General features: G+C 67.5%; 22 protein-coding genes and 1 tRNA gene. 5 read left to right on the plus strand and 18 right to left on the minus strand.

From position 1 onward, the window contains the following. Positions 1-22: 22 nt before the first annotated feature. From ACV22V_RS18015 to gatC, 4 genes are all read right to left on the minus strand, one after another. Positions 23-862 (minus strand): polyphosphate kinase 2 family protein, encoded by an 840-nt coding sequence (locus ACV22V_RS18015; protein ID WP_059534943.1) that lies wholly within the window; start codon positions 860-862, stop codon positions 23-25. A 126-nt stretch (positions 863-988) separates the two neighbouring features. Further along, a complete protein-coding gene (gatB, locus tag ACV22V_RS18020) occupies positions 989-2,461 on the minus strand; it encodes an Asp-tRNA(Asn)/Glu-tRNA(Gln) amidotransferase subunit GatB (RefSeq protein WP_059534941.1) in 1,473 nt (490 codons plus the stop codon). Between the two features lie 4 nt (positions 2,462-2,465). After that, positions 2,466-3,956 carry an Asp-tRNA(Asn)/Glu-tRNA(Gln) amidotransferase subunit GatA gene (gene gatA, locus ACV22V_RS18025; RefSeq protein WP_059691924.1) on the minus strand — a complete coding sequence of 497 codons (1,491 nt, stop codon included), beginning with the start codon at positions 3,954-3,956 and terminating at the stop codon, positions 2,466-2,468. Between the two features lie 66 nt (positions 3,957-4,022). Further along, positions 4,023-4,322 carry an Asp-tRNA(Asn)/Glu-tRNA(Gln) amidotransferase subunit GatC gene (gene gatC, locus ACV22V_RS18030; RefSeq protein ID WP_006407213.1) on the minus strand — a complete coding sequence of 100 codons (300 nt, stop codon included), beginning with the start codon at positions 4,320-4,322 and terminating at the stop codon, positions 4,023-4,025. Positions 4,323-4,689: 367 nt separating this feature from the next. Here gatC and ACV22V_RS18035 point away from each other — a divergent pair, with 367 nt between their 5' ends. The 5 genes from ACV22V_RS18035 to rodA all read left to right on the plus strand — a co-directional run bounded on the left by ACV22V_RS18035 (position 4,690) and on the right by rodA (position 10,992). Next, positions 4,690-5,733 carry a rod shape-determining protein gene (locus tag ACV22V_RS18035; protein ID WP_004189550.1) on the plus strand — a complete coding sequence of 348 codons (1,044 nt, stop codon included), beginning with the start codon at positions 4,690-4,692 and terminating at the stop codon, positions 5,731-5,733. A gap of 127 nt (positions 5,734-5,860) precedes the next feature. Then, entirely contained in the window at positions 5,861-6,928 is a 1,068-nt protein-coding gene (mreC, locus tag ACV22V_RS18040) for a rod shape-determining protein MreC (protein WP_448014900.1), read from the plus strand. Beyond that, a complete protein-coding gene (gene mreD / locus ACV22V_RS18045) occupies positions 6,925-7,437 on the plus strand; it encodes a rod shape-determining protein MreD (protein WP_009687274.1) in 513 nt (170 codons plus the stop codon). The genes mreC and mreD overlap by 4 nt, the downstream gene beginning before the upstream one ends. A gap of 109 nt (positions 7,438-7,546) precedes the next feature. Further along, positions 7,547-9,832: a penicillin-binding protein 2 gene (gene mrdA, locus ACV22V_RS18050; protein WP_448014901.1), complete on the plus strand. Its 2,286-nt coding sequence runs from the start codon at positions 7,547-7,549 to the stop codon at positions 9,830-9,832. A gap of 11 nt (positions 9,833-9,843) precedes the next feature. Further along, positions 9,844-10,992: a rod shape-determining protein RodA gene (gene rodA / locus ACV22V_RS18055; protein ID WP_059819957.1), complete on the plus strand. Its 1,149-nt coding sequence runs from the start codon at positions 9,844-9,846 to the stop codon at positions 10,990-10,992. Between the two features lie 108 nt (positions 10,993-11,100). Here the strand turns inward: rodA and ACV22V_RS18060 are convergent, their stop codons facing one another. The 14 genes from ACV22V_RS18060 to def form a co-directional block, all read right to left on the minus strand. Next, the gene (locus tag ACV22V_RS18060; RefSeq protein ID WP_448014903.1) at positions 11,101-11,877 is read right to left on the minus strand and encodes a tetratricopeptide repeat protein; all 777 of its coding nucleotides are present in this window, start codon (positions 11,875-11,877) and stop codon (positions 11,101-11,103) included. Continuing rightward, positions 11,874-12,659: an HpcH/HpaI aldolase family protein gene (locus ACV22V_RS18065; protein ID WP_448014905.1), complete on the minus strand. Its 786-nt coding sequence runs from the start codon at positions 12,657-12,659 to the stop codon at positions 11,874-11,876. Before ACV22V_RS18065 ends, ACV22V_RS18060 begins: the two co-directional genes overlap by 4 nt. Before the next feature lie 277 nt (positions 12,660-12,936). Next, complete coding sequence (queD, locus tag ACV22V_RS18070) at positions 12,937-13,389, minus strand: 6-carboxytetrahydropterin synthase QueD (RefSeq protein WP_044847357.1); 453 nt, start codon at positions 13,387-13,389, stop codon at positions 12,937-12,939. 18 nt (positions 13,390-13,407) lie between these two features. Continuing rightward, positions 13,408-14,040 carry a 7-carboxy-7-deazaguanine synthase gene (gene queE, locus ACV22V_RS18075; protein WP_059468636.1) on the minus strand — a complete coding sequence of 211 codons (633 nt, stop codon included), beginning with the start codon at positions 14,038-14,040 and terminating at the stop codon, positions 13,408-13,410. Positions 14,041-14,115: 75 nt separating this feature from the next. Continuing rightward, positions 14,116-14,850 (minus strand): 7-cyano-7-deazaguanine synthase QueC, encoded by a 735-nt coding sequence (gene queC, locus ACV22V_RS18080; RefSeq protein WP_059534927.1) that lies wholly within the window; start codon positions 14,848-14,850, stop codon positions 14,116-14,118. A gap of 350 nt (positions 14,851-15,200) precedes the next feature. Then, positions 15,201-15,276: transfer RNA gene (locus ACV22V_RS18085), tRNA-Phe, on the minus strand. 61 nt (positions 15,277-15,337) lie between these two features. Further along, a complete protein-coding gene (gene esaR / locus ACV22V_RS18090) occupies positions 15,338-16,039 on the minus strand; it encodes a response regulator transcription factor EsaR (protein WP_059534925.1) in 702 nt (233 codons plus the stop codon). Next, positions 16,040-18,454, minus strand: coding sequence for a sensor histidine kinase EsaS (gene esaS, locus ACV22V_RS18095; RefSeq protein ID WP_448014907.1), 2,415 nt, complete (start codon positions 18,452-18,454; stop codon positions 16,040-16,042). It lies immediately after the preceding gene. Continuing rightward, positions 18,444-19,034, minus strand: a complete 591-nt coding sequence (locus ACV22V_RS18100; RefSeq protein ID WP_448014909.1) for a DUF4390 domain-containing protein — start codon at positions 19,032-19,034, stop codon at positions 18,444-18,446. The genes esaS and ACV22V_RS18100 overlap by 11 nt, the downstream gene beginning before the upstream one ends. Then, a complete protein-coding gene (rsmB, locus tag ACV22V_RS18105) occupies positions 19,031-20,419 on the minus strand; it encodes a 16S rRNA (cytosine(967)-C(5))-methyltransferase RsmB (protein WP_448014911.1) in 1,389 nt (462 codons plus the stop codon). Before rsmB ends, ACV22V_RS18100 begins: the two co-directional genes overlap by 4 nt. Positions 20,420-20,594: 175 nt before the next feature. Continuing rightward, positions 20,595-21,452 carry a zinc metalloprotease HtpX gene (gene htpX, locus ACV22V_RS18110; RefSeq protein ID WP_006485774.1) on the minus strand — a complete coding sequence of 286 codons (858 nt, stop codon included), beginning with the start codon at positions 21,450-21,452 and terminating at the stop codon, positions 20,595-20,597. A gap of 100 nt (positions 21,453-21,552) precedes the next feature. Continuing rightward, entirely contained in the window at positions 21,553-22,194 is a 642-nt protein-coding gene (locus tag ACV22V_RS18115; RefSeq protein WP_448014913.1) for a LysE family translocator, read from the minus strand. Positions 22,195-22,304: 110 nt separating this feature from the next. Next, entirely contained in the window at positions 22,305-23,300 is a 996-nt protein-coding gene (gene fmt, locus ACV22V_RS18120; protein ID WP_448014914.1) for a methionyl-tRNA formyltransferase, read from the minus strand. Positions 23,301-23,334: 34 nt separating this feature from the next. After that, a complete protein-coding gene (gene def / locus ACV22V_RS18125; RefSeq protein ID WP_059607517.1) occupies positions 23,335-23,838 on the minus strand; it encodes a peptide deformylase in 504 nt (167 codons plus the stop codon). Positions 23,839-23,913 lie beyond the last annotated feature (75 nt).

Consider the following 23,913-nt stretch of genomic DNA (forward strand, 5'->3'; position numbering starts at 1 on the left):
GATGTTGTTACAGGATCGCAGCCTAGCGGATCTTCACGCCCTCGAGCTCCGGCTTCGGCGGCGGGAATTCGAGCTTCATGTCGGTCATCGTGCGCAGCAGCAGCTCGGCGATCATCACGTTGCGATGCGTCTTCGAGTTCGCCGGGATCACGTACCACGGCGCATGCTCGGCCGACGTCGCGGCGAGCGCGTCGCGGTACGCCGACTGGTACGCGTCCCAGTGCTTGCGCGCGTCGAGATCGGCGATGTCGAACTTCCAGTGCTTGGTCGGATCGTCGATGCGCGCCTGCAACCGCTCGCGCTGCTCGTCCTTCGAGATGTGCAGGAAGCACTTGATGATCGTCGTGCCGTTCTCGAACAGCATCGTCTCGAAATCGCGAATCTGCCGGTAGCGGCGCTCGCATTCCTTGCTGTCGATCGCGTCGAGCACGCGCGGCACGAGCACGTCTTCGTAGTGGCTGCGATTGAAGATCGCGAGCTCGCCCGCGGCCGGCGCCTGCAGATGCACGCGCCACAGGAAGTCGTGCACGGCCTCGATCGGCGTCGGCGCCTTGAACGACACGACGCGCAGGCCGAGCGGGTCGACCTCGCGGAACACCGCGCGCACGGTGCCGTCCTTGCCGCTGGTATCCATCCCCTGCAGCACGAGCAGCACACGCTTCTTCTGCTGCGTGTGCAGGCGCTCCTGCTGTACGTCAAGCTCGGTCGACACGGCCGACAGCCGTTCGCGGTCGGCATCCTTCGACCCCGACGAGAACGGCTTCGCGGCCGGATCGAACGCATCGAGCGTGAATGCGGCGGCTTCCTTCTCGCGCGTGCTGTACGGCACGCGGAAATCGTCGAGCGACGGTTGTTTCGCCATTCGTTCCTCCGTTGGACGGTGCGATGCACACGCCCACACGATAACGCATGCACCAAAACGACGGGCCGCCCCGAACAGTTTCGGCGGCGGCCCGTCGTCAGGCGCGGTTCAGGCGCGCGGCCATGCTCAGCCGAGCTTCTTCTTCAGCAACTCGTTGACCTGCTGCGGATTGGCCTTGCCCTTGGTCGCCTTCATCGCCTGGCCGATCAGCGCGTTGAACGCCTTTTCCTTGCCGGCGCGGAACTCCTCGACCGACTTCGCGTTCGCCGCCAGCACCTCGTCGATGATCGCTTCCAGCGCGCCGGTGTCGGAGATCTGCTTCAGGCCCTTCGCGTCGATGATGCGGTCGGCCGCGCCTTCGTCGGTCGCCTTCTCGTCCCAGATCGTCGCGAAGATTTCCTTCGCGATCTTGTTCGAGATCGTGCCGTCGGCGATGCGCTGCAGCACCAGCGCGAGTTGCGCGGCCGAGACGGGAATCGCGTCGATCTCGATGCCGTCGCGGTTCAGCTGCGACGACACGTCGCCCATCAGCCAGTTCGCGGCGATCTTCGCGTTCGCCGCGCCGGCCTTCGCGACCACGGCCTCGAAGTACGCGGCCATCGCCTTGCTCGACGTCAGCACGCCCGCGTCGTACGCGGACACGCCGTACTGCTCGACGAAACGCTGCTGCATCGCGGCCGGCAGCTCGGGCATCCCGGCCTGCACGCGCTCGACCCAGTCGCGGCCGATCACGAGCGGCATCAGGTCGGGGTCGGGGAAGTAGCGGTAGTCGTGCGCGTCTTCCTTGCTGCGCATCGAACGCGTCTCGCGCTTGTCCGGATCGTAGAGGCGCGTTTCCTGCACGACCTCGCCGCCGTCCTCGATCAGCTCGATCTGGCGGCGCACTTCGTAGTTGATCGCTTCCTCGAGGAACCGGAACGAGTTCAGGTTCTTGATCTCGGCGCGCGTGCCGAACTTCTCCTGGCCGACCGGCCGCACCGACACGTTCGCGTCGCAGCGGAACGAGCCTTCCTGCATGTTGCCGTCGCAGATGCCGAGCCACACGACGAGCGCGTGCAGCGCCTTCGCGTAGGCCACGGCCTCGGCTGCGCTGCGCATTTCCGGCTCGGTGACGATCTCGAGCAGCGGCGTGCCCGCGCGGTTCAGGTCGATCCCCGTCATCCCGGCGAAGTCTTCATGCAGCGACTTGCCCGCGTCTTCCTCGAGGTGCGCGCGGGTCAGGTTGACCGTCTTCTCGTACGCTTCCTTGCCGGCCTTTTCGTTGGCGGGCACCTGGATCGTGATCTGGCCGCCCTGCACGACCGGAATCTCGTACTGGCTGATCTGATAGCCCTTCGGCAGATCGGGGTAGAAATAATTCTTGCGCGCGAAGATGCTGCGCGGCGCGATGGTCGAACCGATCGCGAGGCCGAAGCGGATCGCGCGTTCGACCGCGCCGCGGTTCAGCACCGGCAGCACGCCCGGCAGCGCCAGGTCGACCGGGCAGGCCTGCGTGTTCGGCTCGGCGCCGAACTGCGTCGACGCGCCGGAGAAAATCTTCGAGACGGTCGACAGTTGCGCGTGCGTCTCGAGACCGATGACGACTTCCCATTGAGTCATATGCTTACACCCCCGCCGGAACTTGCTTGTGCCAGTCGGTCGCGCGCTGGAACGCGTCGGCGACCTGCAGCATCCGGGCTTCGTTGAAATAGTTGCCGATGATCTGCAGACCGACCGGGCGCTTCGCGTTCGCGCCGGCGCCGAAGCCGCACGGCACGCTCATGCCGGGGAGGCCTGCGAGGCTCACCGAAAGCGTGTAGATATCCGCGAGATACATCTGCACCGGATCGTCGCCCTTCGCGCCGAGATCCCATGCGACCGTCGGCGACGCCGGGCCCATGATCACGTCGCAGGACTTGAACGCTTCCTGGAAATCGTTCGCGATGATGCGGCGGATTTTCTGCGCCTGCAGGTAGTACGCGTCGTAGTAGCCGTGCGACAGCACGTAGGTGCCGACGAGAATACGGCGCTTCACCTCGGGGCCGAAGCCTTCGGCGCGCGACTTCTTGTACATGTCGAGCAGGTCGCCGTACTGCGCGGCGCGGTGGCCGAAGCGCACGCCGTCGAAACGCGACAGGTTCGACGACGCCTCGGCCGGCGCGATCACGTAATACACGGGGATCGACAGTTCCGTCTTCGGCAGCGATACCGGCACGAGCGTCGCGCCGAGCGCCTCGTATTGCTTGAGCGCCGCGTCGATCGACGCGCGCACGTCGTCGGCGAGGCCGTCGCCGAAATATTCGTTCGGCAGGCCGATGCGCAGGCCCGCGAGCGGCTTGCCCGCATCGTTGCCCGGCGCCCACGGCTGGCCGATGTGGCGCGTGAAATCTTCGTCGTCGCGCTCGAGGCTCGTCGAGTCGCGCTCGTCGAAGCCGGCCATCGCGTTCAGGAGCAGCGCGCAGTCGGACGCGCTTTGCGCCATCGGGCCGCCCTGGTCGAGCGACGACGCGAACGCGATCATCCCGTAGCGCGACACGCGGCCGTAGGTCGGCTTGATGCCCGTCACGCCCGCGAACGACGCGGGCTGGCGGATCGAGCCGCCGGTGTCGGTGCCGGTCGCGGCCGGCGCGAGACGCGCGGCGACGGCCGCCGAGCTGCCGCCCGAGCTGCCGCCCGGCACGGCGTTCGTGTCCCACGGGTTCTTCACGGCGCCGAACGCCGAATTCTCGTTGGACGAGCCCATCGCGAACTCGTCCATGTTGGTCTTGCCGAGCGTGACCATGCCGGCCGCCTGCAGGCGGGCGACGACGGTCGCGTCGAACGGGCTCTCGTAGTTCGCGAGCATCTTCGAGCCGGCGGTCGAGCGCCAGCCGCGCGTGACGAACACGTCCTTGTGCGCGATCGGCAGGCCGGTCAGCGCGCCGCCCGCGCCGCGCGCGAGTTCGGCGTCGGCGGCCTTCGCCTGCGCGAGGGTGAGGTCGGCGTCGACATGGACGAACGCGTTCAGGTCGCGTGCCGCGTCGATCCGTTTCAGGTAGAGCTGCGCGAGCTCGACGGCCGAGCATTCCTTGGCGGCGAGCGCGGCGCGCAGTTCGGTCAGGCTTTTTGCGTGCATTGAGTGGTTTTCCTGGGAATTCTGGGTGGCGCGCGGCGCGAAGGCGGCGCGCTTGTCATCGAATGCTTACTCGATCACCTTCGGCACGAGATAGAGGCCGTCCTGGACGGCCGGCGCCGGACGCTGGTTGTCGTCGCGATTGACGACTTCCGTCACGGCGTCGTCGCGCAGGCGCTGCGCGACTTCCTGGATCTGTTCGATCGGGTGGGCGAGCGGCGCGATGCCGGCGGTGTCGACCGCCTGCATCTGCTCGACGAGGCCGAAGAATTCATTGAGCTGGCCGAGCGTATGCTCGGCGTCGGCGTCGGCCATTTCGAGTCGCGCCAGGTGCGCGATGCGTTTCACATCGGTCAGGGTCAGGGCCATGCGATCACCGGAAAAACAAGGCTGCGCAGCGCATCGAAAACCGCGCTGCGGCGGGGGGTTGGAGGGTGCGATCCCACCCTCAAAAATCGGGGCCGAAGCGGCAAAAATACCGTCCGTTTCGATTCAAATACCGTGAAATTATAAGGTATCATTACGCGTTCGACCCAAACCCGGCAGCCTTTTCCCGCACCGTTTCGCCCCGCTTCGGCAAGCCGTGCGTGCTTCGTGCGATCCCCGGTAGACATCACTCGCAGCTTCGTGCGCCGCGGCGGCCGCTTCCGCCACGCTTCCCGAGGCTGTTATTTTTTCCGCTGCCGCCCTCAGCGTTCGCTATGCAGGGCCGGCCCAGAGCGAAACAGGATTCTGAATGTTCGGTTTTTTGCGCAGCTACTTCTCCAACGATCTGGCGATCGACCTCGGCACCGCAAACACCCTGATCTACATGCGCGGCAAGGGCATCGTGCTCGATGAGCCGTCCGTCGTGTCGATTCGTCAGGAAGGCGGCCCCAACGGCAAGAAGACGATCCAGGCGGTCGGCAAGGAAGCCAAGCAGATGCTCGGCAAGGTGCCGGGCAACATCGAGGCGATCCGCCCGATGAAGGACGGCGTGATCGCCGACTTCACCGTCACCGAGCAGATGATCAAGCAGTTCATCAAGACGGCGCACGAGTCGCGCATGTTCTCGCCGTCGCCGCGCATCATCATCTGCGTGCCGTGCGGCTCGACCCAGGTCGAGCGTCGCGCGATCAAGGAAGCGGCGCATGGCGCCGGCGCGTCGCAGGTCTACCTGATCGAGGAGCCGATGGCGGCCGCGATCGGCGCGGGCCTGCCGGTGTCGGAAGCCACGGGCTCGATGGTCGTCGACATCGGCGGCGGCACGACGGAAGTCGGCGTGATCTCGCTCGGCGGCATCGTCTATAAAGGCTCGGTGCGCGTCGGCGGCGACAAGTTCGACGAGGCGATCGTCAATTACATCCGCCGCAACTACGGGATGCTGATCGGCGAACAGACCGCCGAGGCGATCAAGAAGGAAATCGGCTCCGCGTTCCCGGGCTCCGAAGTCAAGGAAATGGAAGTGAAGGGCCGCAACCTGTCGGAAGGCATTCCGCGCAGCTTCACGATCTCCAGCAACGAAATCCTCGAAGCGCTGACCGATCCGCTGAACCAGATCGTGTCGTCGGTGAAGATCGCCCTCGAGCAGACGCCGCCGGAGCTCGGCGCCGACATCGCCGAGCGCGGGATGATGCTGACGGGCGGCGGCGCGCTGCTGCGCGACCTCGATCGCCTGCTCGCGGAAGAAACCGGCCTGCCGGTGCTCGTCGCCGAAGATCCGCTCACCTGCGTCGTACGTGGTTCGGGCATGGCGCTCGAGCGCATGGACAAGCTGGGCAGCATCTTCTCGTACGAGTGATCGCCTAAGCAGTCCCGCTTGATATGACGCACCCGCGGCGTGGCCGGATCGCTCGTTCAGAACGAACCGCCGCGCCGTTTGCGCGTCTGAGCATTATTTAACCGATCACACGCGCCCGGCGCCGACCATGGAATACAGTCCGCCGCCCCTCTTCAAGCAAGGTCCGCCCGCGCTCGCGCGGCTCATCTTCTTCGTCGCCCTCGCCATCGCGCTCCTCGTGTCGGACGCGCGCTTCAGCACGCTCGAAATCGTCCGCGGCGTGCTCGGCACCGTGCTTTACCCGCTGCAGCGCGCGGCGCTCGTGCCGCGTGACCTGTTCATGGGCGCGGCCGACATCGCCGTCACGGGTTCATCGCTGCGCCACGAGAACGACGCGCTGCGCAAGCGCAACCTGCAATTGTCCACGCAGGCCAACCAGGCCGCGGTGCTCACGCAGGAAAACATGCACCTGCGCGCGGTGCTCGAGCTGCGCCAGCACATCGCGACGCAATCGACGCCCGTCGAAATCCAGTACGACACCAGCGACCCGTTCACGCAGAAGATCGTGATCGGGCAAGGTTCGCAGCAGGGCATCCAGAACGGCGCGCCGGTCGTCAGCGAGGACGGCGTGATCGGCCAGATCACGCGCGTGTTCCCGCTGCAGGCCGAAGTCACGCTGATCACCGACCGCGATCTCGCGATTCCCGTGCAGGTGCTGCGCACCGGCCTGCGCAGCGTGATCTACGGCACGCCGAAGGGCGACTCGCTCGACCTGCGCTTCGTGCCGACGAGCTCGGACCTCGTCGCCGGCGACGAACTCGTCACGAGCGGCCTCGACGGCGTGTACCCGCCGGGCCTGCCGGTCGCGAAGGTCGTGCGCGTCGACAAGCTCGCCGATACCGCGTTCGCGCGCGTGACCTGCGCGCCGGTCGCCGCCGTGCGCGGCGCGCGCCAGATGCTCGTGCTGCACTACCAGAACGACGTCCCGCCGCGCCCGGCCGAGCCCGATCCGGCCGCCGAGAAGAACGCGAAGGGCAAGAAGGGCGCCAAGGCCGCCGCGAAGGGCGACAAGGCCGAAAAGGCCGACGCGAATGCGAAGGCGGCCGCCGCGGCAGCGCCCGGCGCGAAACCCGTGCCGTCGGCACCCGTCGCTCCGGCCAAGCCCGCCGTCGCGCCCGCAAAGCCCGCGGCCGGGCAACCAGGAGCCCAGCGATGAACCGCCCGCAATACATCCTGCAGCCGGTCAACCCGTACTTCATCGTCTTCAGCCTCGCCGCCGCATTCCTGCTGAACCTGATGCCGTGGGGCCGCCTGCCCGGCGTGCCCGATTTCGTCGCGCTCGTGCTGCTGTTCTGGAACATCCACCAGCCGCGCAAGGTCGGGATGGGCGTCGCGTTCGCGCTCGGCATCCTGATGGACGTGCATGACGCGGGGCTGCTCGGCGAGCACGCGCTTGCCTATACGCTGCTGTCGTACGGCGCGATCACGATCCACCGCCGCGTGCTGTGGATGCCGATCGGCGTGCAGGTGCTGTACGTCACGCCGCTGCTCGTCGTCGCGCAGCTGGTGCCGTTCGTGATCCGCCTCGTGATGGGCGCCGCGTTTCCCGGCTGGCGCTATCTGGTGGACGGCTTCGTCGAGGCCGCGCTGTGGCCGATCGCGAGCCACCTGCTGCTGATGCCGCAACGCCGCCCGGTCGATCCGGACGATACGCGCCCCATCTGAGCCGGACCGACCTTGAATACCCGCCGCCCCCACGCCCGCGCGCCGCGCTCCGGGGCGGCGCCTCGCCCGCGCGCGCTCGCCGCGCACGGGCCAGACCGATCGTAACCGCATGACCGAATTCAACGACACCCAACAGCAGCTCTCGAAGTTCCGCCTGCGCGTCGCGGCGGCGGGCGTGTTCGTGTTCGTCTGCTTCGGGCTGCTCGCGAGCCGCTTCTTCTACCTGCAGTTGATGCAGCACGGCAAATACGCGCTGCAGGCCGAGGAAAACCGCATTTCGGTCGCGCCGATCGTGCCGAACCGCGGGATCATCACCGATCGCAACGGCGTGGTCCTCGCGAAGAACTATTCGGCATACACGCTCGAGATCACGCCGTCGAAGCTCGACGACACGCTCGACAACACGATCGACAAGCTGTCCGCGATCATCCCGATCGACGCGCGCGACCGCCGCCGCTTCAAGAAGCTGCAGGAAGACTCGAAGAACTTCGAGAGCCTGCCGATCCGCACGCGCCTCACCGACGCGGAAGTCGCGCGCTTCACCGCGCAGCGCTTCCGCTTCCCCGGCGTCGACGTGCGCGCGCGCCTGTTCCGCCAATACCCGCTCGGCACGACGGCCGCGCACGTGATCGGCTACATCGGCCGCATCTCGAAGCGCGATCAGGATCGCATCGACGCGATCAGCGACGACAACGACAGCGACCAGGAACACTACGATCCGCGTCGCGACGCGAACAACTACAAGGGCACCGACTACATCGGCAAGATCGGCGTCGAGCAGAGCTACGAAACCGAGCTGCATGGCCTCACCGGCTTCGAGGAAGTCGAGGTGACGGCCGGTGGCCGGCCCGTGCGCACGCTGTCGCGCACGCAGGCGACGCCCGGCAACAACCTCGTGCTGTCGCTCGACATCGGGCTGCAGCAGGTCGCCGAGCAGGCGTTTGCCGGCAAGCGCGGCGCGCTCGTCGCGATCGAGCCGAAGTCGGGCGACGTGCTGGCGTTCGTGTCGTCGCCGAGCTTCGACCCGAACTCGTTCGTCGACGGCATCGACCAGCAGACCTGGGACGAGCTGAACAACTCCACCGACAAGCCGCTTCTGAACCGCCCGCTGCACGGCACCTACCCGCCCGGCTCGACGTACAAGCCGTTCATGGCGCTGGCCGGCCTGACGCTCGGCAAGCGCTCGCCGGGCTGGGGCTTCCAGGATCCCGGCTACTTCACGTTCGGCGGCCACACGTTCCGCAACGACGTGCGCTCGGGCCAGGGCTGGGTCGACATGAACAAGGCGATCATGGTGTCGAACGACACCTACTTCTACATGCTCGCGCGCGACCTCGGCGTGAACGCGATCGCGAACTTCATGAAGCCGTTCGGTTTCGGCCAGATCACCGGCATCGACATCCAGGGCGAAGCGCGCGGGATCCTGCCGTCGACCGACTGGAAGAAGAAAGCGTTCAAGAAGGCCGCGCAGCAGAAGTGGTTCGACGGCGAGACGATCAGCCTCGGGATCGGCCAGGGCTACAACTCGTTCACGATCCTGCAGCTCGCGCACGCCACCGCGACGCTCGCGAACAACGGCGTCGTGATGAAGCCCCACCTCGTGAAGGAAGTCGAAGATCCCATCACGCGCGGGCGCCATCTGACCGTGCCGAAGGAAAGCGAAACGATTCCGCTCAAGCAGGCCGACATCGACGTCGTGAAGCGCGGGATGGAGAACGTGATCGAAAACCCGTCCGGCACCGCGTACAAGGTGTTCCGCGGCGCGCCGTACCTCGCGGCCGGCAAGACCGGCACCGCGCAGGTGTTCTCGCTGCAGGGCTCGAACTACAAGGGCCACCTGCTCGCCGAGCACTTGCGCGACCACGCGCTGTTCATCGCGTACGCGCCGGTCGACCATCCGCAGATCGCCATCGCGCTGGTCGTCGAGAACGGCGGTTGGGGCGCGCAGGCCGCGGGCCCGATCGCACGCCGCGTGCTCGATTTCTACCTCGTCGATCGCCAGAAACCGGAGAACGAGGCGGCCGCCGTCGCCGCCGCTGCGTCGGCGACCGAGCCGATCAACGCACCGGTGATCGGCGATGCCTCGAAGACCGTGTCCGTCGCGGCCGGCTTCAAGGCGCTTGCGCAGCCCGTCGTGCCGACCGCGGCCAGCGCGGCGGATGCGGCATCGGCCGCGTCGGCGCCCGCTGCATCGGGTGCGGCCGGGGCAAGCGCGGCGCAACCGGCCGTCGCGAGCGCGGCAGCGCCGATGCCCGCGAGCCTGCCGCCGATCCGGCGCCCGCACCGGCCGCGCCGGCCCGCCAGCGACGCGCAGCCGCTCGCCACCGCGCCGCGCGACGACAACTCCCGTGCCCTGGCCGCCGCGAAAGCGGCGAACGCCGGCACCGCTCATTAACGGAGAAAGGCATGCAATTCGACAAGCGCGCCTGGCTCGACAAGATCAAGCAGATGTTCGCGGGCTTCGACCGCCCGCTCGCCCTCATCGTGTTCCTGCTGCTGTGCGTCGGCATCGTCACGCTGTACAGCGCGTCGATCGACATGCCAGGCCGCGTCGAGGACCAATTGCGCAACATCCTGCTGACGTTCGTGCTGATGTGGGTGATCGCCAACATTCCGCCGACGACGCTGATGCGCTTCGCGGTCCCGCTGTATTCGTTCGGGGTCGCGCTGCTGATCGCGGTCGCGCTGTTCGGGATGACCAAGAAGGGCGCGAAGCGCTGGCTGAACGTCGGCGTCGTGATCCAGCCGTCGGAAATCCTCAAGATCGCGACACCGCTGATGCTCGCGTGGTATTACCAGCGCCGCGAAGGCGGGCTGCGCTGGTACGACTTCGTCGCCGCGTTCGGGATCCTGATGGTGCCGGTCGGGTTGATCGCCAAGCAGCCCGACCTCGGCACGGGCCTGCTCGTGTTCGCGGCCGGCTTCTTCGTGATCTACCTCGCCGGCCTGTCGTTCAAGCTGATCGTGCCGGTGCTCGTCGCGGGCGTGATCGCGGTCGGCTCGATCGCCGTGTTCGAAGAGCGCATCTGCCAGCCCGAAGTGCAGTGGCCGCTGATGCACGACTACCAGAAGCACCGCGTGTGCACGCTGCTCGATCCGACTTCCGACCCGCTCGGCAAGGGCTTCCACACGATCCAGGCCGTGATCGCGATCGGCTCGGGCGGCGTGCTCGGCAAGGGCTATCTGAAGGGCACGCAGGCCCACCTCGAGTTCATTCCGGAGAAACACACCGACTTCATCTTCGCGGTGTTCTCGGAGGAATGGGGGCTCGCAGGCGGCCTCGTGCTGCTGACGCTCTACATGGCGCTGATCGCGCGCGGGCTCTACATCGCCGCGCAGGGGGCGACGCTGTTCGGCCGGCTGCTCGCGGGCTCGCTCACGCTCGCGTTCTTCGTCTATGCTTTCGTCAACATCGGGATGGTGAGCGGCGTGCTGCCCGTCGTCGGCGTGCCTTTGCCGTTCATGAGCTACGGCGGCACCGCGCTCACGACGCTCGGCATCGCGATCGGGATGATCATGAGCGTCGGGCGACAGCGGCGGCTGATGAAGAGCTGACGCCGCGGCACGGCACGCGGTCGCCACCAGAGCAGTCTGCGGCAAAGAAAACGGCGCTTCGTGCGCCGTTTTTCCTTGGGCAGATCGAATGCGGTGCGTGCCGCCCGCTCACTGCGGCGTCGCGCGCGGGCTCCCGTGGTCCGCGCCGGCGCCCGATGCCGGCTCCGGCGTCTTCAGGCGCGCGCTCAGCTCCTTGAATTTCAGCCCGGCCGTCTCGTCGCCCTGCGCGGCCGCGGCCGCGTAATACGCGCGCGCGATGTTCAGGTTCTGCGTGACGCCGTCGCCGCCGCGCTCGTAGAACGATGCGGTCACGTACTGCGCGGTCGGCTCGCCCGCGTCGGCTGCCTGCTTGTACCACGCGAACGCCTGCCGGTTGTCGCGCGGCGTGCCGCGCCCGTCGAGAAACTGGTTCGCGAGCGACAGCTCGGCCTGCACGTGCCCCTGCTTCGCCGCACGCAGAAACCAGCGGTGCGCTTCGGCCGGATTGCGCGCGACGAACTCGCCGTCGTCGAACATCCGCCCGTACACGTACTGCGCATGCGACATGTTCGCGTCGGCCGCCCGCTTCAGCCAGCGCAGCCCCTCGTCGACGTTCGCGGTCACGCCGACGCCGGTGAGCAGCATCATCGCGTAGTTGAACTGCGCGAGCCGGTCGCCGCGTTCGGCCGCGTCGTGAAACTGCACCAGCGCCGCGCGATAGTCGCCGGCGTTGTAGTCGGCCACCGCGGATTGCGTCTCGCGCGCCGGGTCCGGCTTCGCGTGCGGCGCATTCTGCGCGACCGCCGCAACGCACACGGCCCACAGCCCGAGCATCGTGCCGATCCGCGTGCGTACGCCGGCCGTACGCCGCGCGCGGCCGGGCCTCGCGCCGTCGCCGCCGTTCATGACCGCACCTCCTGCAGCGCCTGGCGCGTCGCGCGCAGCAGCCAGCTCACGTCGGCCGACAGCGTGATCATCCGGTAGCCGGCCTCGCAATACTGACGCGCGGTCGCGGTATCGTTCGCGAAGATGCCGACCGCGACGCCGGCCTGCTTGCCGGCCGCGAGCACACGCGCCATCGCGGTTTCGACGTCCGGGTGGCGGCTGTCGCCGAGATGCCCGAGGCTCGCCGCCAGATCGGCCGGGCCGACGAACAGGCAGTCGACGCCCGGCGTCGCGGCGATCCGCTCGACTTCATCGATACCGCGCGCCGATTCGATCTGCACGATCACCGCGACCTGCGCGTTCGCCGTCTGCAGGTAATCGCGGCGCATGCCGAACGCCGCCGCACGCACCATGCCGGCCACGCCGCGCAGCCCGTCGGGGGAATCCGGCGACGGGAAGCGCGTGAGCCGCACTGCGTGCGCGGCCTCGTCGGGCGTCTCGATGCACGGGAACATCAGCGTGCGCGCGCCGGCGTCGAGCGCGCGCTTCACGAGCCACGGCTCGCGCCCCGGCACGCGCACGACGGGCTCGCTCGGCAGGTGCGCGGCGGCCAGCGCGCGCAGTTGCGACGCGACGTCGCGGCTGTCGTTCGGCGCATGCTCCATGTCGATGCAGAGCCAGTCGTAGCCGGCGTGCGCGAGCGCTTCCGCGGCCGTTTCGCAGCCGAGCGACAGCCACAGGCCGTACAGCGGCTCGTCGCCGTCGTGCAGACGTTGTTTGAGGGAATTGGTGAGCGTGCTCATCGATACGGCCTCCGGGACGGAACGGCAATCGAACGGGACAAGCAACAAGCGAAGCGGGCGCAACACGGGGCCCTGGAACGTCAGTCGGCCGTGGGCGGCCAATCTGACAACGCGGGCCGCGCGCTGGCGCACGGATGCGTTTTTCCGGTGCCACGCAGCGATCATAGCGCGGCGTTACGCGGAATGTGGGAACAGGCGGGGAGCGGCGCCGGACGAGGCCGCACGGCGCGGTGGCAGGCAGCCCGCGCCGGTTGGCGAGGCTGCCGAAACGGCAGGATCAGCGGCCGGGCTGGCGTTCGACGTCGGCCCAGCAGTTCGGCGTTTCGTACAGACGCACGCGTTCCAGGCGCAGGTTCACGCCGTAGTGCGCGTCGTACACGTTCGCGAGGATGTCGAATGCAATCGCCGCGAGGTTCTCGACGGTCGGGATCCGGTCGAGCACGACGGTCTTGTGGTCGGCCATCTGCTCGAGGAACGAGCGCACGACTTCGTCGCGCGCGTAGACCAGGAACGCGTGATCCCACTTGTTGACGAGGTGCTCGACCGCGAGCGCCTTCACGTCGGCGAAATCCATCACCATGCCGCGATCGGGCGCCCCCTCGGTATCGACGAGATCGCCGCGCAGCGTGACTTCGAGCACGTAGCGATGGCCGTGCAGGTTCCGGCACTGGCTGCGGTGATCGGGAATGCGGTGGCCCGCGTCGAATTCGAGTTTTCGGGTAATCAGCACGATGTCAAAAGCCGTGGCTCAGGGAATGTTCAGATATTTGTGGGTCTGCATCGACAGCCGCCACTGCGGATGCCGCTTGCACCAGTCGATCGCGAGCTTCGTATTGAGATCGCGCGACGGGCCGTCCATCGGCTGTACGAGAAAATACTCGAAATCGAGCTTCGCGTAGTCGGCAAGCCGCTGGTTGTCCTGCGGGATCACGACCTTCAGTTCGTTGCCCTTCGTGACGACGAGCGGCGCGTCGGCCTTCGGGCTCACGCAGATCCAGTCGATCGTCTCGAGCACGGGCAGCGAGCCGTTGGTCTCGATCGCGATCTCGAAGCCCGCCGCATGCAGCGCGTCGACGAGCGGCTGGTCGAGCTGCAGCATCGGCTCGCCGCCCGTGCAGACGACGAAGCGATGCGCTTCGCCGTCCGGCCACAGGCCGGCGATCGTCGCGACGAGTGCTTCGGCATCCTTGAACTTGCCGCCGTTCTCGCCGTCGGTGCCGACGAAGTCCGTATCGCAGAAACGGCACACGGCGTCCGCACGATCCTCTTCGCGGCCCGACCACAGATTGCAGCCGGCGAACCGGCAGAACACGGCCGGACGGCCCGCGTTCGCGCCCTCGCCCTGCAACGTGTAGAAAATTTCCTTGACCGCGTAAGTCATCGTGCTTCGTCCGGCTCGCGCCGCTCGTTGTCGATCAGAATCCGTTATTCATCCGGCGCTGCCGCCGCACCCGCGTCACAGCGGTGCTTCGGTCACCCGCTCGCCCTTCAGGTAGGCCTCGTAGCCGCGCTTGCGCAGCTTGCAGGCCGGGCATTCGCCGCAGCCGAAACCCCAGTCGTGCAGCTCCGCGCGCTCGCCCACGTAGCACGTGTGCGTCTCGACGCGGATCAGCTCGACGAGTGCCTCGCCGCCGAGTTGCTCGGCGAGTTGCCACGTCTGCGCCTTGTCCAGCCACATCAGCGGAGTTTCGAGCACGACGCGCGTATCCATCCCGAGGTTCAGCGCGACCTGCAGCGCCTTCATCGTGTCGTCGCGGCAGTCCGGGTAGCCCGAGAAATCGGTCTCGCACATCCCGCCGACCAGCACGCGCAGACCGCGGCGATAGGCGATCGCAGCCGCGATCGTCATGAACAGCAGGTTGCGGCCCGGCACGAACGTGTTCGGCAATCCGTTCGCCGCGGTCTCGATCTCGATCGTGCGCGTCATCGCCGTATCGCTGATCGCGCCGAGCACCGACAGATCGATCATGTGATCGTCGCCGAGGCGGCCCGCCCATGCGGGAAACCGGTGCTTCAGCGCATCGCGCACGCCTTCGCGACATTCGAGTTCGACGCGATGGCGCTGGCCGTAATCGAAGCCGAGCGTCTCGACCGTCTGATAGCGTTCCAGGGCCCAGGCCACGCACGTGGCCGAGTCCTGCCCGCCGGAAAACAACACGAGCGCGCCGTCTTTAGCGTCTGTCCGAATCACCGTGATACTCCGTGAATGTGTAGGCTCGCGTCGCGCTGCGCCCCGGGGCCGACTGCCGCCGGACGGCCCGACGCGTGCCGGCCTGTGCCGGCTCGACCAGTATAGGCAGCGCGGTCGGCCGCGAACGCGGCGGCGCGCTTATACCGCCCATCGCGCGGCATCGTTGCCGCGCGTCACGGCGGCGCCTGCGGGCTGCCCTGCCGTGCGCATGAAGCGATGCGCTAAGTCATTGAGCGGGCACGGATTTTATCACGCCCCGGCGAATGCTGCCGGGCGCGCCGCCGATGCCGCGCAAACCCACCACAAACGAAAAACCCCAAGAACCTTCCGATTCTTGGGGTTGGAACTGCTGGTGGCCTGGGACGGAATCGAACCATCGACACGCGGATTTTCAATCCGCTGCTCTACCAACTGAGCTACCGGGCCAACGAAGAAGAGAAAGTATATCCAGCCCTCATCACTTGCGCAAGTGTTTTCGCGAAATATTTTATGCGGCGCCTTCGGACGGCTTCTTGCCGAGCTCGACGCCGAGCTGCTTGAGCTTGCGATAAAGGTGCGTGCGCTCGAGGCCCGTCTTCTCCGCGACGCGCGTCATGCTGCCGTTCTCGCGCGCGAGGTGATATTCGAAGTACGCGCGCTCGAATGCGTCGCGCGCTTCGCGCAACGGGATGTCGAACGGAATCGCGGCCGTCTGGCCCGCGAGGCCGAGCGCCGTGACCATGTCGTCGCCGAGCGTCGGCAGCGCGGCCGCGGACGCGACGGCCGCCGGCCCCGATGCTTGCCCGATACCGGCTTTCGCCGCCGCGTTGACGGACACCGGTGCCGCGCCGCGCGCGAGACCGTGCTCGACGGACTTCAGCAGCTTCTGCAGCGCGATCGGCTTCTCGAGGAAATCGAGCGCGCCGATCTTCGTCGCCTCGACGGCCGTGTCGATCGTCGCGTGCCCGGACATCATGATCACGGGCATCGTCAACAGGCCCTGCGCCGCCCATTCCTTGAGCAGCGTGACGCCGTCGGTATCGGGCATCCAGATATCGAGCAGCACGAGATCGGGCGCCTGATTCAGGCGGTATTCCCGCGCGGCTTGCGCGTTCTCCGCCGCCTCGACGACATGTCCTTCATCGCTGAGGATCTCCGAGAGCAATTCCCGGATGCCCATTTCATCATCTACCACCAGGATGGTTGCCATTTACGCTGCCTTTGTCTGCACACTTGCTTTTGTCTTGGCGGGAGCCGCCCCGCCCTGCGCGCCGGATTCGGCGCCTGGCGTATCGCTCGCCATCTGCAGGAACAGGATCGACACCTGCGCACCCTCGACGGTCTCGCCGTGCATGCGATTGCGCAGATCGATCCGCGCACCGTGCTCGTCGACGATTTTCTTGACCGTGGCCAGCCCGAGCCCCGTGCCCTTCGCCTTCGTCGTCACGTACGGCTCGAACGCACGGGTCAGGATGCGTGCCGGAAAACCGGGCCCGTTGTCGGACACGGTAAGACGTACCGCGACGCGCGTTTTGCCCTCGGCGTCGGGATCGCCATATTCTACTGTCTTGGTTTCGATCAACACACGCGGATGCGCGACTTCCGCGACCGAATCCTGCGCGTTCTGCAGCAGGTTGTGAATCACCTGGCGCAGTTGCGTCGCGTCGCCGCGAATCACCGGCAGCGACGGTGCGAGTTCGGCGACGATCGCGCTCTTGCCTTCGCCGACACCATACAGCCCGAGCACCTCGCTCGCCAGTTCGTTCAGCTGCAGGTTCGCGAGCACCGCCGGCGGCGTGCGCGCATATTCGCGGAAGTCGTCGACCATCCGCTTCATCGCGGCCACCTGGTTGACGATCATCGTCGCGCCGCGCTTGAGCACGTCCGCATCGGGCGGCGCGAGCTTGTCGGACAGCTTCATCTGCAGCCGCTCGGCCGACAGCTGGATCGGCGTCAGCGGGTTCTTGATCTCGTGCGCGAGCCGTCGCGCGACCTCGCCCCATGCGACCGAACGCTGCGCGGAAATCACGTCGGAGATGTCGTCGAACACGACGACGTAGCCGGACGTCTGCGGATCGTCGGCCTCGCCCTCGACCGTCGACACGAGTCGCGTGCCGCGCACGAGCAAGGTCAGCGGATCGGCTTCGCCCGGCACCTCGATCGCGAACTGCTGCTGCCAGTGGCCGCGATCGCCGCTGCCGCCGTCCGAAGCGGCTTCGCGATCGGCGAACGCCTTGCGCACCATCGCACCGAATTCCGCGACGACGCCGATCCGGTCGAGCGCCGTGCCGATCATCGAGCTGAACGGCTGCCGGAAGATCCGCTCGGCGCCGCGGTTTGCAGTCGTCAGCCGGAACTGGCGATCGAGCACGAACACGCCGGCCGTCAGGTTCGCGAGGATGCTCTCGAGATACGTCTTCGAATGCTCGAGCGCGATGCGGTTCTTCTCGACCGCCTGCCGCGCCTCCGACAACTGGCGCGTCATCGCATTGAACGACTGCGTGAGGAAGCCGAGCTCGTCGCGCGACTTGATCTCGCGCTTCGGCGTGTAGTCGCCTTCCGTCACCTCCTTCGTGCCCTGCGCGAGCAGGAACAGCGGCCGCGCGAGCTGCTGGCCGAGCGCGAGCGCGAGCATCATCGCGATGAAGGTCGCGAGGAACAGCGCGAGCGTCAGCGTGCCGATGTACATCTTGCGCAGCCCGGTGCGGCCGAGCGATTTTTCCTGATATTCGCGATACGCGCGCTGCACCGCGTCGGCGTTGTGCGCAAGCGTGGGCGGCACCGGCTGCGTGAGCTGCAGGAATCGCTCCGCCGGTTGCAGCAGCGACGTCGTCGCATCGGGAATCGGCCGCACGACGCGCAGCCGCAGCGCGCCCTTCGCGCCGTGCGCGCGCGGGTCGCCGTCGACCTCGCCCTCGATCGCCGCATACGCGCCGTGTTCGCGCGCCTGACTCAGCATCAGCGGCGTCGGCAGGTCGTCCGGAATCAGCGCGGCGAAATTGCCCGACGCCTGCGCGACGATGTGCAGTTCGGGCGCCGCGCCGGAGCCGCCGCGGCTCGGCTCGACGATCGTCGCATCCTGCACGCCGAACTGGTCGCGCAGGCGCAGGAGCGTGAGCGTCGTGCCGTTCGTGTTCGCATCGACGCTCGCGAGCTGGTCCGACATCAGCCGCGCCTTCGTCTGCAGGTCGGACAGCGACGCGTCGAGCATCCCGCGGCCGAGGTTCAGGCCGGCCGTCAGCGCGGTCTCGACGTTCACGTCGAACCACGACTCGATACTGCGCGACACGAACTGATACGACACGATGTAGATGATCCCGCCCGGCACCACGCCGACGAGCGCGAAGAACACCGCGAGCTTCGCGAGCAGCCGCGTGCCGAACTTGCCCTTCCTCAGGCGCACGACGATCATCCCGATCAGACCGAGCACCACCAGCAGGAACACGAGCGCGACGATGATGTTCATCGCGTACAGCCACGAGTAGTAGCGATCGAAGAATTCCGTGTTCGCGCTCGCGGCCGCGAGCAGCACGAGCAGCAGCAGCGCCGTGAGCGCGACGGTCGAGACGATCACGCGAACGAGGAGGCTCTTCCCGCTGGCCGCGCGGCGCACTTTATTTAGCACGTTCGGTCACCGTGAAAGTGAAGCGCTTCCAGTCCGACCCGAGCGTCCAGTCGCGGTTGTTCACCGCGTCGACCTGGAACGGCTTCGGCATCAGCGCCGTATCGAGCTGCATCCGCACCGAGGCGGTGTAGGTTTCGCCGGCGCGCACCTGGTTGCGGTCGATCACGTGCCACGACGTGATGTGCCGGACGACCGCGAGCGCGTCCTTCAGCGACGGGAAGCCGAGTTGCAGCCCGCCCGTCGACACGCGGTACTCGCGCGTGAGCGGCTGGAACGACAGGCGGATCGTCTGCGACACCGACACCGGCTGCTCGTCGAACCAGTACCAGCGCGCGCGGCCCAGTTCGAAGTCGGTCGTGAAGTAAAGCGGGATGCCCTTGTTGACCGCATCCTCGAGGTTCGGATTCAGCTCGAAATCGAAGCGGGCATCGAGGCTCCAGCCGCTTCCGTCAGCCTGCAGCGATGCGCGCTGCACGGCGATCGACTCAGCGCGCGCCTGCCGAACGACAGCCAGGCACAGCGTCAACGCGACCAGCAGGACGCCCGCGAGCCGAAGTGGAAAAAGGTGTTTGATCGTCACCGTTTCTGAAACCGCGCGTAGAAAAATCCGTCGTGATCGGTGTTCTGGTCGAGTGCGCCGGCCGCCCCGCCGTGCACGCCGCCCGGCAGCAGTTGGCCGGGCGCGTCCAATCGTACCGCATCTTCACAGGCCGCTTCAAACCAGCGAGCCTGCAACTCACCTTCCTCGGGGAAGATCGAACAGGTCACGTAGAGCAGTTCGCCGCCCGGCTTCACGAGCGGCCACAACGCCGTCAGGATGCGGCGCTGCTCCGCGACGAGCGCGGCGATGTCGGCTTCGCGACGCAGCCAGCGAATATCGGGATGACGGCGCACGATGCCGGACGCCGAGCACGGCACGTCGGCGAGGATGCGGTCGAACGGCCGGCCGTCGTACCACGCGTCCGGCGCGCCCGCATCGCCGACGCGCACGTCCGCCGTGAGCGACAGGCGTGCGAGGTTCTCGCCGATGCGCGCCGCGCGGGTCGCGTCGCTTTCGAGCGCAACGACTTCGGCGTCGGCCAGTTCGAGGATATGCCCGGTCTTGCCGCCCGGTGCCGCGCACGCGTCGAGCACGCGCATGCCGTCGCGCGCACCGAGCCATTCGGCCGCGAGCTGCGCACCGGCATCCTGCACCGACACGACGCCGTCGGCGAAGCCCGGAATGCGGTCGACCGGCAGCGCCGACGCGAGCCGCACCGCATGGCGGCCGATCGCGGTCGCGTCGATTCCGCTCGCGCGCAGCGTGTCGAGATACGCATCGACGGTCGCGCGGCGCGCGTTCACGCGCAGCGTCAGCGGCCCCTGGCGCTCGCCGGCCGCAAGAATCGCCTGCCAGGCGTCCGGCCACGCACGCTTCACCGCATCGACCCACCAGGTGCGGTAATTCCAGCGTGCGACGGGATCATCCTGCATCGCCGCGACGAGCGCGTCGCGCTCACGCTGGAAACGCCGCAGCACAGCGTTGACCAGCCCCTTCGCGAACGCAAATTCGCGCCGTGAGCCGATCACGGTCACGGCCTGGTCGACGATCGTGAATGCCGGATATGCGGCCGCTTCCTCCGGATCGAGCAGCAGCGCGAGCGCACCGGCGAGCACCGCATGCACATGCGCGGGCGGCGCCTTGCTGACGAGCCGGCCGATCAGCCAGTCCGCACTGCCGAGACGACGCATCGTCCGGTACGCGACGTCCTGCGTCGCGCCGCGCGCCAGCGCCTGCGCGCCGGCCGGCATCTGCGCGAACACCGCGGCCAGTGCCGCCGGCAGCGCGGTGCCGCGCCGCACCGCATCGACGGCCTGCGCGGCCGCGTCGAGTGCGAAGCCCAGCGAATCGGGCGCGAGATGCAGCGCGGACAGGCGCGCGGCGCGGCCGGAGGAAGACTGAGCGGAGGAGCGGGTTCGTGTCATCGGAGCAAAATCGGCAAACGGGCGCCGCGAGCGGCGGGAACCCCGCGGCCGCGTGGCCGCCGCGATTCCAAACCGCGCATTGTAGCGTGAGGTCATGCGTCCCCTTTACGGGGCGCACAAATGAAACACCCCGCAGCGCAGGGCATGCGGGGTGACGTGTCGAGCGCGACGCGGCTTAGTCGAAGCGGCCGGTACGCGCCATCTCCATCAGACGCGCGATGCGCTCCTCGGTCGCCGGGTGCGTGGAGAACAGATTCTGAAGACCACCGCCGTGAAGCGGGTTCATGATCATCATCTGCGCGGTGGCCGGATGCGCTTCGGCCGCCTGGAACGGGATGCCGGCCGCATAGCGATGGATCTTGTCGAGCGCGGTGGCGAGCGACTGCGGATCGCCGGAGATTTGCGCGCCGCCGCGGTCGGCCTCGAACTCGCGCGCGCGCGAGATGGCCATCTGGATCAGCGCACCGGCGATCGGTGCGAGCAACGCGACCGCGATCCCCGCGATCGGGTTGGCCGGACGGCCATTTTCGTCGCGACCGCCGAAGAACATCGCGAAGTTGGCCAGCGCCGAAATCGCGCCCGCCATCGTCGCGGTGATCGTCGAAATCAGGATGTCGCGATGCTTCACGTGCGCGAGCTCATGCGCCATCACGCCGCGCATCTCGCGCTCGGACAGCACACGCAGGATGCCCGTCGTCGCGGCGACCGCCGCGTGCTCGGGGTTGCGACCCGTGGCGAACGCGTTCGGCGCGTCCTCGTTGATCAGATAGACGCGCGGCATCGGCAGGTTCGCGCGCGTGGCGAGTTCGCGCACCATCCGGTAGAACTGCGGCGCCGTGTTCTCGTCGACTTCCTGCGCGTTGTACATGCGCAGCACCATCTTGTCGGAGAACCAGTACGAGAAGAAATTCATGCCGAGCGCGAACAGCAGCGCGATCGTCATGCCGCGCGAGCCGCCGATCATGCCGCCGATCACGATGAACAGGGCCGTGATCGCGGCCATCAGCATCGCCGTTTTGACCCAATTGAACATACCCACTCCTTATCCGTCAGGGGACCCGCCGCACATCACGATGCACGGCGGAAAATTGTAAGTGATTTGTTAGATAAGGTCTTGCCGGAAAAATTCAATTTCAGCGTTGCGTCGCCGCGAGCCGCAGCCCGAGGCCGACGAAGGCGCTGCCCACCGTGCGGTCAAGCCACTTCCTGACGCCCGGCTTGCCGGAAAAGCGCTGCGTGACGCTGCCCGCGACCCACGCGACGATGCAGGTCCAGACCGTGCTCATCGCGACGAACACCGAACCGAGCGCCAGGAACGCCAGCGCCTTGTGCGGGCTGTCGGTCGACACGAACTGCGGGAAGAACGACACGAAGAACAGCACGACCTTCGGGTTCAGCACGTTGGTCCAGAAACCCTGCATGAACAGCTGTCGCAGCGGCCGCGCCGCCGAGGCCCGCGCCGCCTCGGCGCCTGCCGGCGCGGCGGCCTGCTTCGCGAGGATCATGCGCACGCCGAGGTAGATCAGGTAAGCGGCACCGATCAGCTTGATCACCGTGAACGCGGTGGCCGACGCCGCGAGCAGCGCGGTCAGGCCGAACGCGCACGCAAGCGCGTGCACGCAGCAGCCGGCGGAGATGCCGAGCGCGGACATCAGCCCCGCGCCACGGCCCTGCGCGACGCTGCGGCCGACGATGTACGCCGTATCGGGGCCGGGCGTGACGTTCAACAGGAAAACCGCGAGCACGAAAAAGCCGAAATGGGTGATGCCAAGCATGAGAACCTCGAAACCGGAAAGCGCAGGGAAATTCTACGCGCGCCTGCCGCGCCGCGCGACTCGGCCATTCGGCCGATTGCGCATGACCGGCATGTCGGGTCGAATGACGCTCAAAGCCCGTCGGGCAACGCGAAGCGCTGGCCCGCAGCGAGCGGCGAGCCGGCCAGGAATTCGCGCGCGGGCAGCCGCTTGCCGCCCGGCTTCTGCAGTTGCGTGACGCGCAGCGCGCCACCACCGCCGCATGCGACGACCACGCCTTCCGGCGCAGCCTCGACGATCGTGCCAGGCGCCGTGTCGACAAGCGCGCCGCGCGCCGCCACCGGCTCGGCCGCCCACAGCTTGATTGCCGCGCCGTCGAGCATCGCGACGCCGCCCGGGAACGGGTCGAACGCGCGCACCTGGCGCGCGAGCACGTCGGCCGGCTTGCGCCAGTCAAGCGCCGCTTCGTGCTTGCCGATCTTTTCCGCGTAGGTCACGCCGTCGACCGGCTGCGGAGTGGCGGGCAGCGCGCCGTCGCGCTCGAGCCGCACGAGCGCGTCGACGATCAGGCGCGCACCGTCGGCGGCCAGCCGGTCGTGAAGCGACGCGGTCGTATCGTCGGGCGCGATCGTGAGGCGCGCTTCCTCGATCATCGCGCCGGTGTCGAGGCCGACGTCCATCTGCATCAGCGTGACGCCCGTTTCGGCGTCACCGGCCTCGATCGCGCGATGGATCGGCGCGGCGCCGCGCCAGCGCGGCAGCAGCGACGCGTGGATGTTGATGCAGCCGGCGCGCGGAATATCGAGCACTTCCTGCGGCAGCAGCAAGCCGTATGCGGCGACCACCATCACGTCGTGCGGTGTCGCGCGCAGCAGCTCGATCGCGTCGGCCGCTTCCTCCGGGTACTTGCCCGCGCGGCGCAGCGAAGTCGGCTGCGCGACGGGCATCCCGTGCTCGACGGCATAGCGCTTCACGGCGCTCGCCTGCAGTTTCATCCCGCGCCCGGCGGGGCGGTCGGGCTGGGTGAGCACGAGCGGCACCGGGAAACCGGCCTCGTGGATCGCGGCGAGTGCGGCCGCGGCGAATTCCGGCGTGCCGGCAAAAATCACGCGCAACGTATGGGTCATGACAGCGTTCGGGATCGGGCTGGGCAAACGCGCGTCACATCGCGCGTTCGAGTTTCTTCATCTTCGTCTTGATACGGGTCTGCTTCAGCGGAGACAGGTATTCGACGAACACGCGACCCATCAGGTGATCCATCTCGTGCTGCACGCACACGGCGAGAAGGCCCTCGCAGTCGAGCTCGAAGGTTTCGCCCTGCTCGTTGAGCGCACGCACGCGCACGTGGTCGGGACGCTCGACTTCGTCGTAGATCCCGGGCACCGACAGGCAGCCCTCCTCATAGATCTGTTTCACGTCGCTCGACCAGATGATCTCGGGGTTGATGAACGCGCGCAGCTCGTTCTTTTCCTCGGAGACGTCGATCACGATCACGCGCTCGTGCACGTCGACCTGCGTCGCCGCGAGGCCGATGCCCGGCGCGGCGTACATGGTTTCGGCCATGTCGGCGACGAGCTTGCGGATCCGGTCGTCGACCTTGTCGACGGGCTTGGCGACCTTGTGCAGCCGCTTGTCGGGGTAATGAAGAATGTTCAGCAAAGCCATGGTGTTCGGTATTCGGTGGAGCGGCGCGCCGCATCGGCCATCCGGCCGGCTGGCGCCGCCGCCGGGATGCAATGA

This window comes from Burkholderia sp. AW33-5 (assembly GCF_053427615.1).

Bases quoted from the DNA above. Each gene is read 5' to 3' on its own strand.
- ACV22V_RS18035 (WP_004189550.1), top strand. From the start codon at position 4,690: ATGTTCGGTTTTTTGCGCAGCTACTTCTCCAACGATCTGGCGATCGAC.
- gatA (WP_059691924.1), bottom strand. From the start codon at position 3,956: ATGCACGCAAAAAGCCTGACCGAACTGCGCGCCGCGCTCGCCGCCAAG.
- ACV22V_RS18015 (WP_059534943.1), bottom strand. From the start codon at position 862: ATGGCGAAACAACCGTCGCTCGACGATTTCCGCGTGCCGTACAGCACG.
- ACV22V_RS18065 (WP_448014905.1), bottom strand. From the start codon at position 12,659: ATGAGCACGCTCACCAATTCCCTCAAACAACGTCTGCACGACGGCGAC.
- ACV22V_RS18115 (WP_448014913.1), bottom strand. From the start codon at position 22,194: ATGCTTGGCATCACCCATTTCGGCTTTTTCGTGCTCGCGGTTTTCCTG.
- esaR (WP_059534925.1), bottom strand. From the start codon at position 16,039: ATGGCAACCATCCTGGTGGTAGATGATGAAATGGGCATCCGGGAATTG.
- rodA (WP_059819957.1), top strand. From the start codon at position 9,844: ATGCAATTCGACAAGCGCGCCTGGCTCGACAAGATCAAGCAGATGTTC.
- gatB (WP_059534941.1), bottom strand. From the start codon at position 2,461: ATGACTCAATGGGAAGTCGTCATCGGTCTCGAGACGCACGCGCAACTG.
- gatC (WP_006407213.1), bottom strand. From the start codon at position 4,322: ATGGCCCTGACCCTGACCGATGTGAAACGCATCGCGCACCTGGCGCGA.
- def (WP_059607517.1), bottom strand. From the start codon at position 23,838: ATGGCTTTGCTGAACATTCTTCATTACCCCGACAAGCGGCTGCACAAG.
- ACV22V_RS18060 (WP_448014903.1), bottom strand. From the start codon at position 11,877: ATGAACGGCGGCGACGGCGCGAGGCCCGGCCGCGCGCGGCGTACGGCC.
- mreC (WP_448014900.1), top strand. From the start codon at position 5,861: ATGGAATACAGTCCGCCGCCCCTCTTCAAGCAAGGTCCGCCCGCGCTC.
- fmt (WP_448014914.1), bottom strand. From the start codon at position 23,300: ATGACCCATACGTTGCGCGTGATTTTTGCCGGCACGCCGGAATTCGCC.
- queE (WP_059468636.1), bottom strand. From the start codon at position 14,040: ATGACTTACGCGGTCAAGGAAATTTTCTACACGTTGCAGGGCGAGGGC.
- mrdA (WP_448014901.1), top strand. From the start codon at position 7,547: ATGACCGAATTCAACGACACCCAACAGCAGCTCTCGAAGTTCCGCCTG.
- htpX (WP_006485774.1), bottom strand. From the start codon at position 21,452: ATGTTCAATTGGGTCAAAACGGCGATGCTGATGGCCGCGATCACGGCC.
- rsmB (WP_448014911.1), bottom strand. From the start codon at position 20,419: ATGACACGAACCCGCTCCTCCGCTCAGTCTTCCTCCGGCCGCGCCGCG.
- mreD (WP_009687274.1), top strand. From the start codon at position 6,925: ATGAACCGCCCGCAATACATCCTGCAGCCGGTCAACCCGTACTTCATC.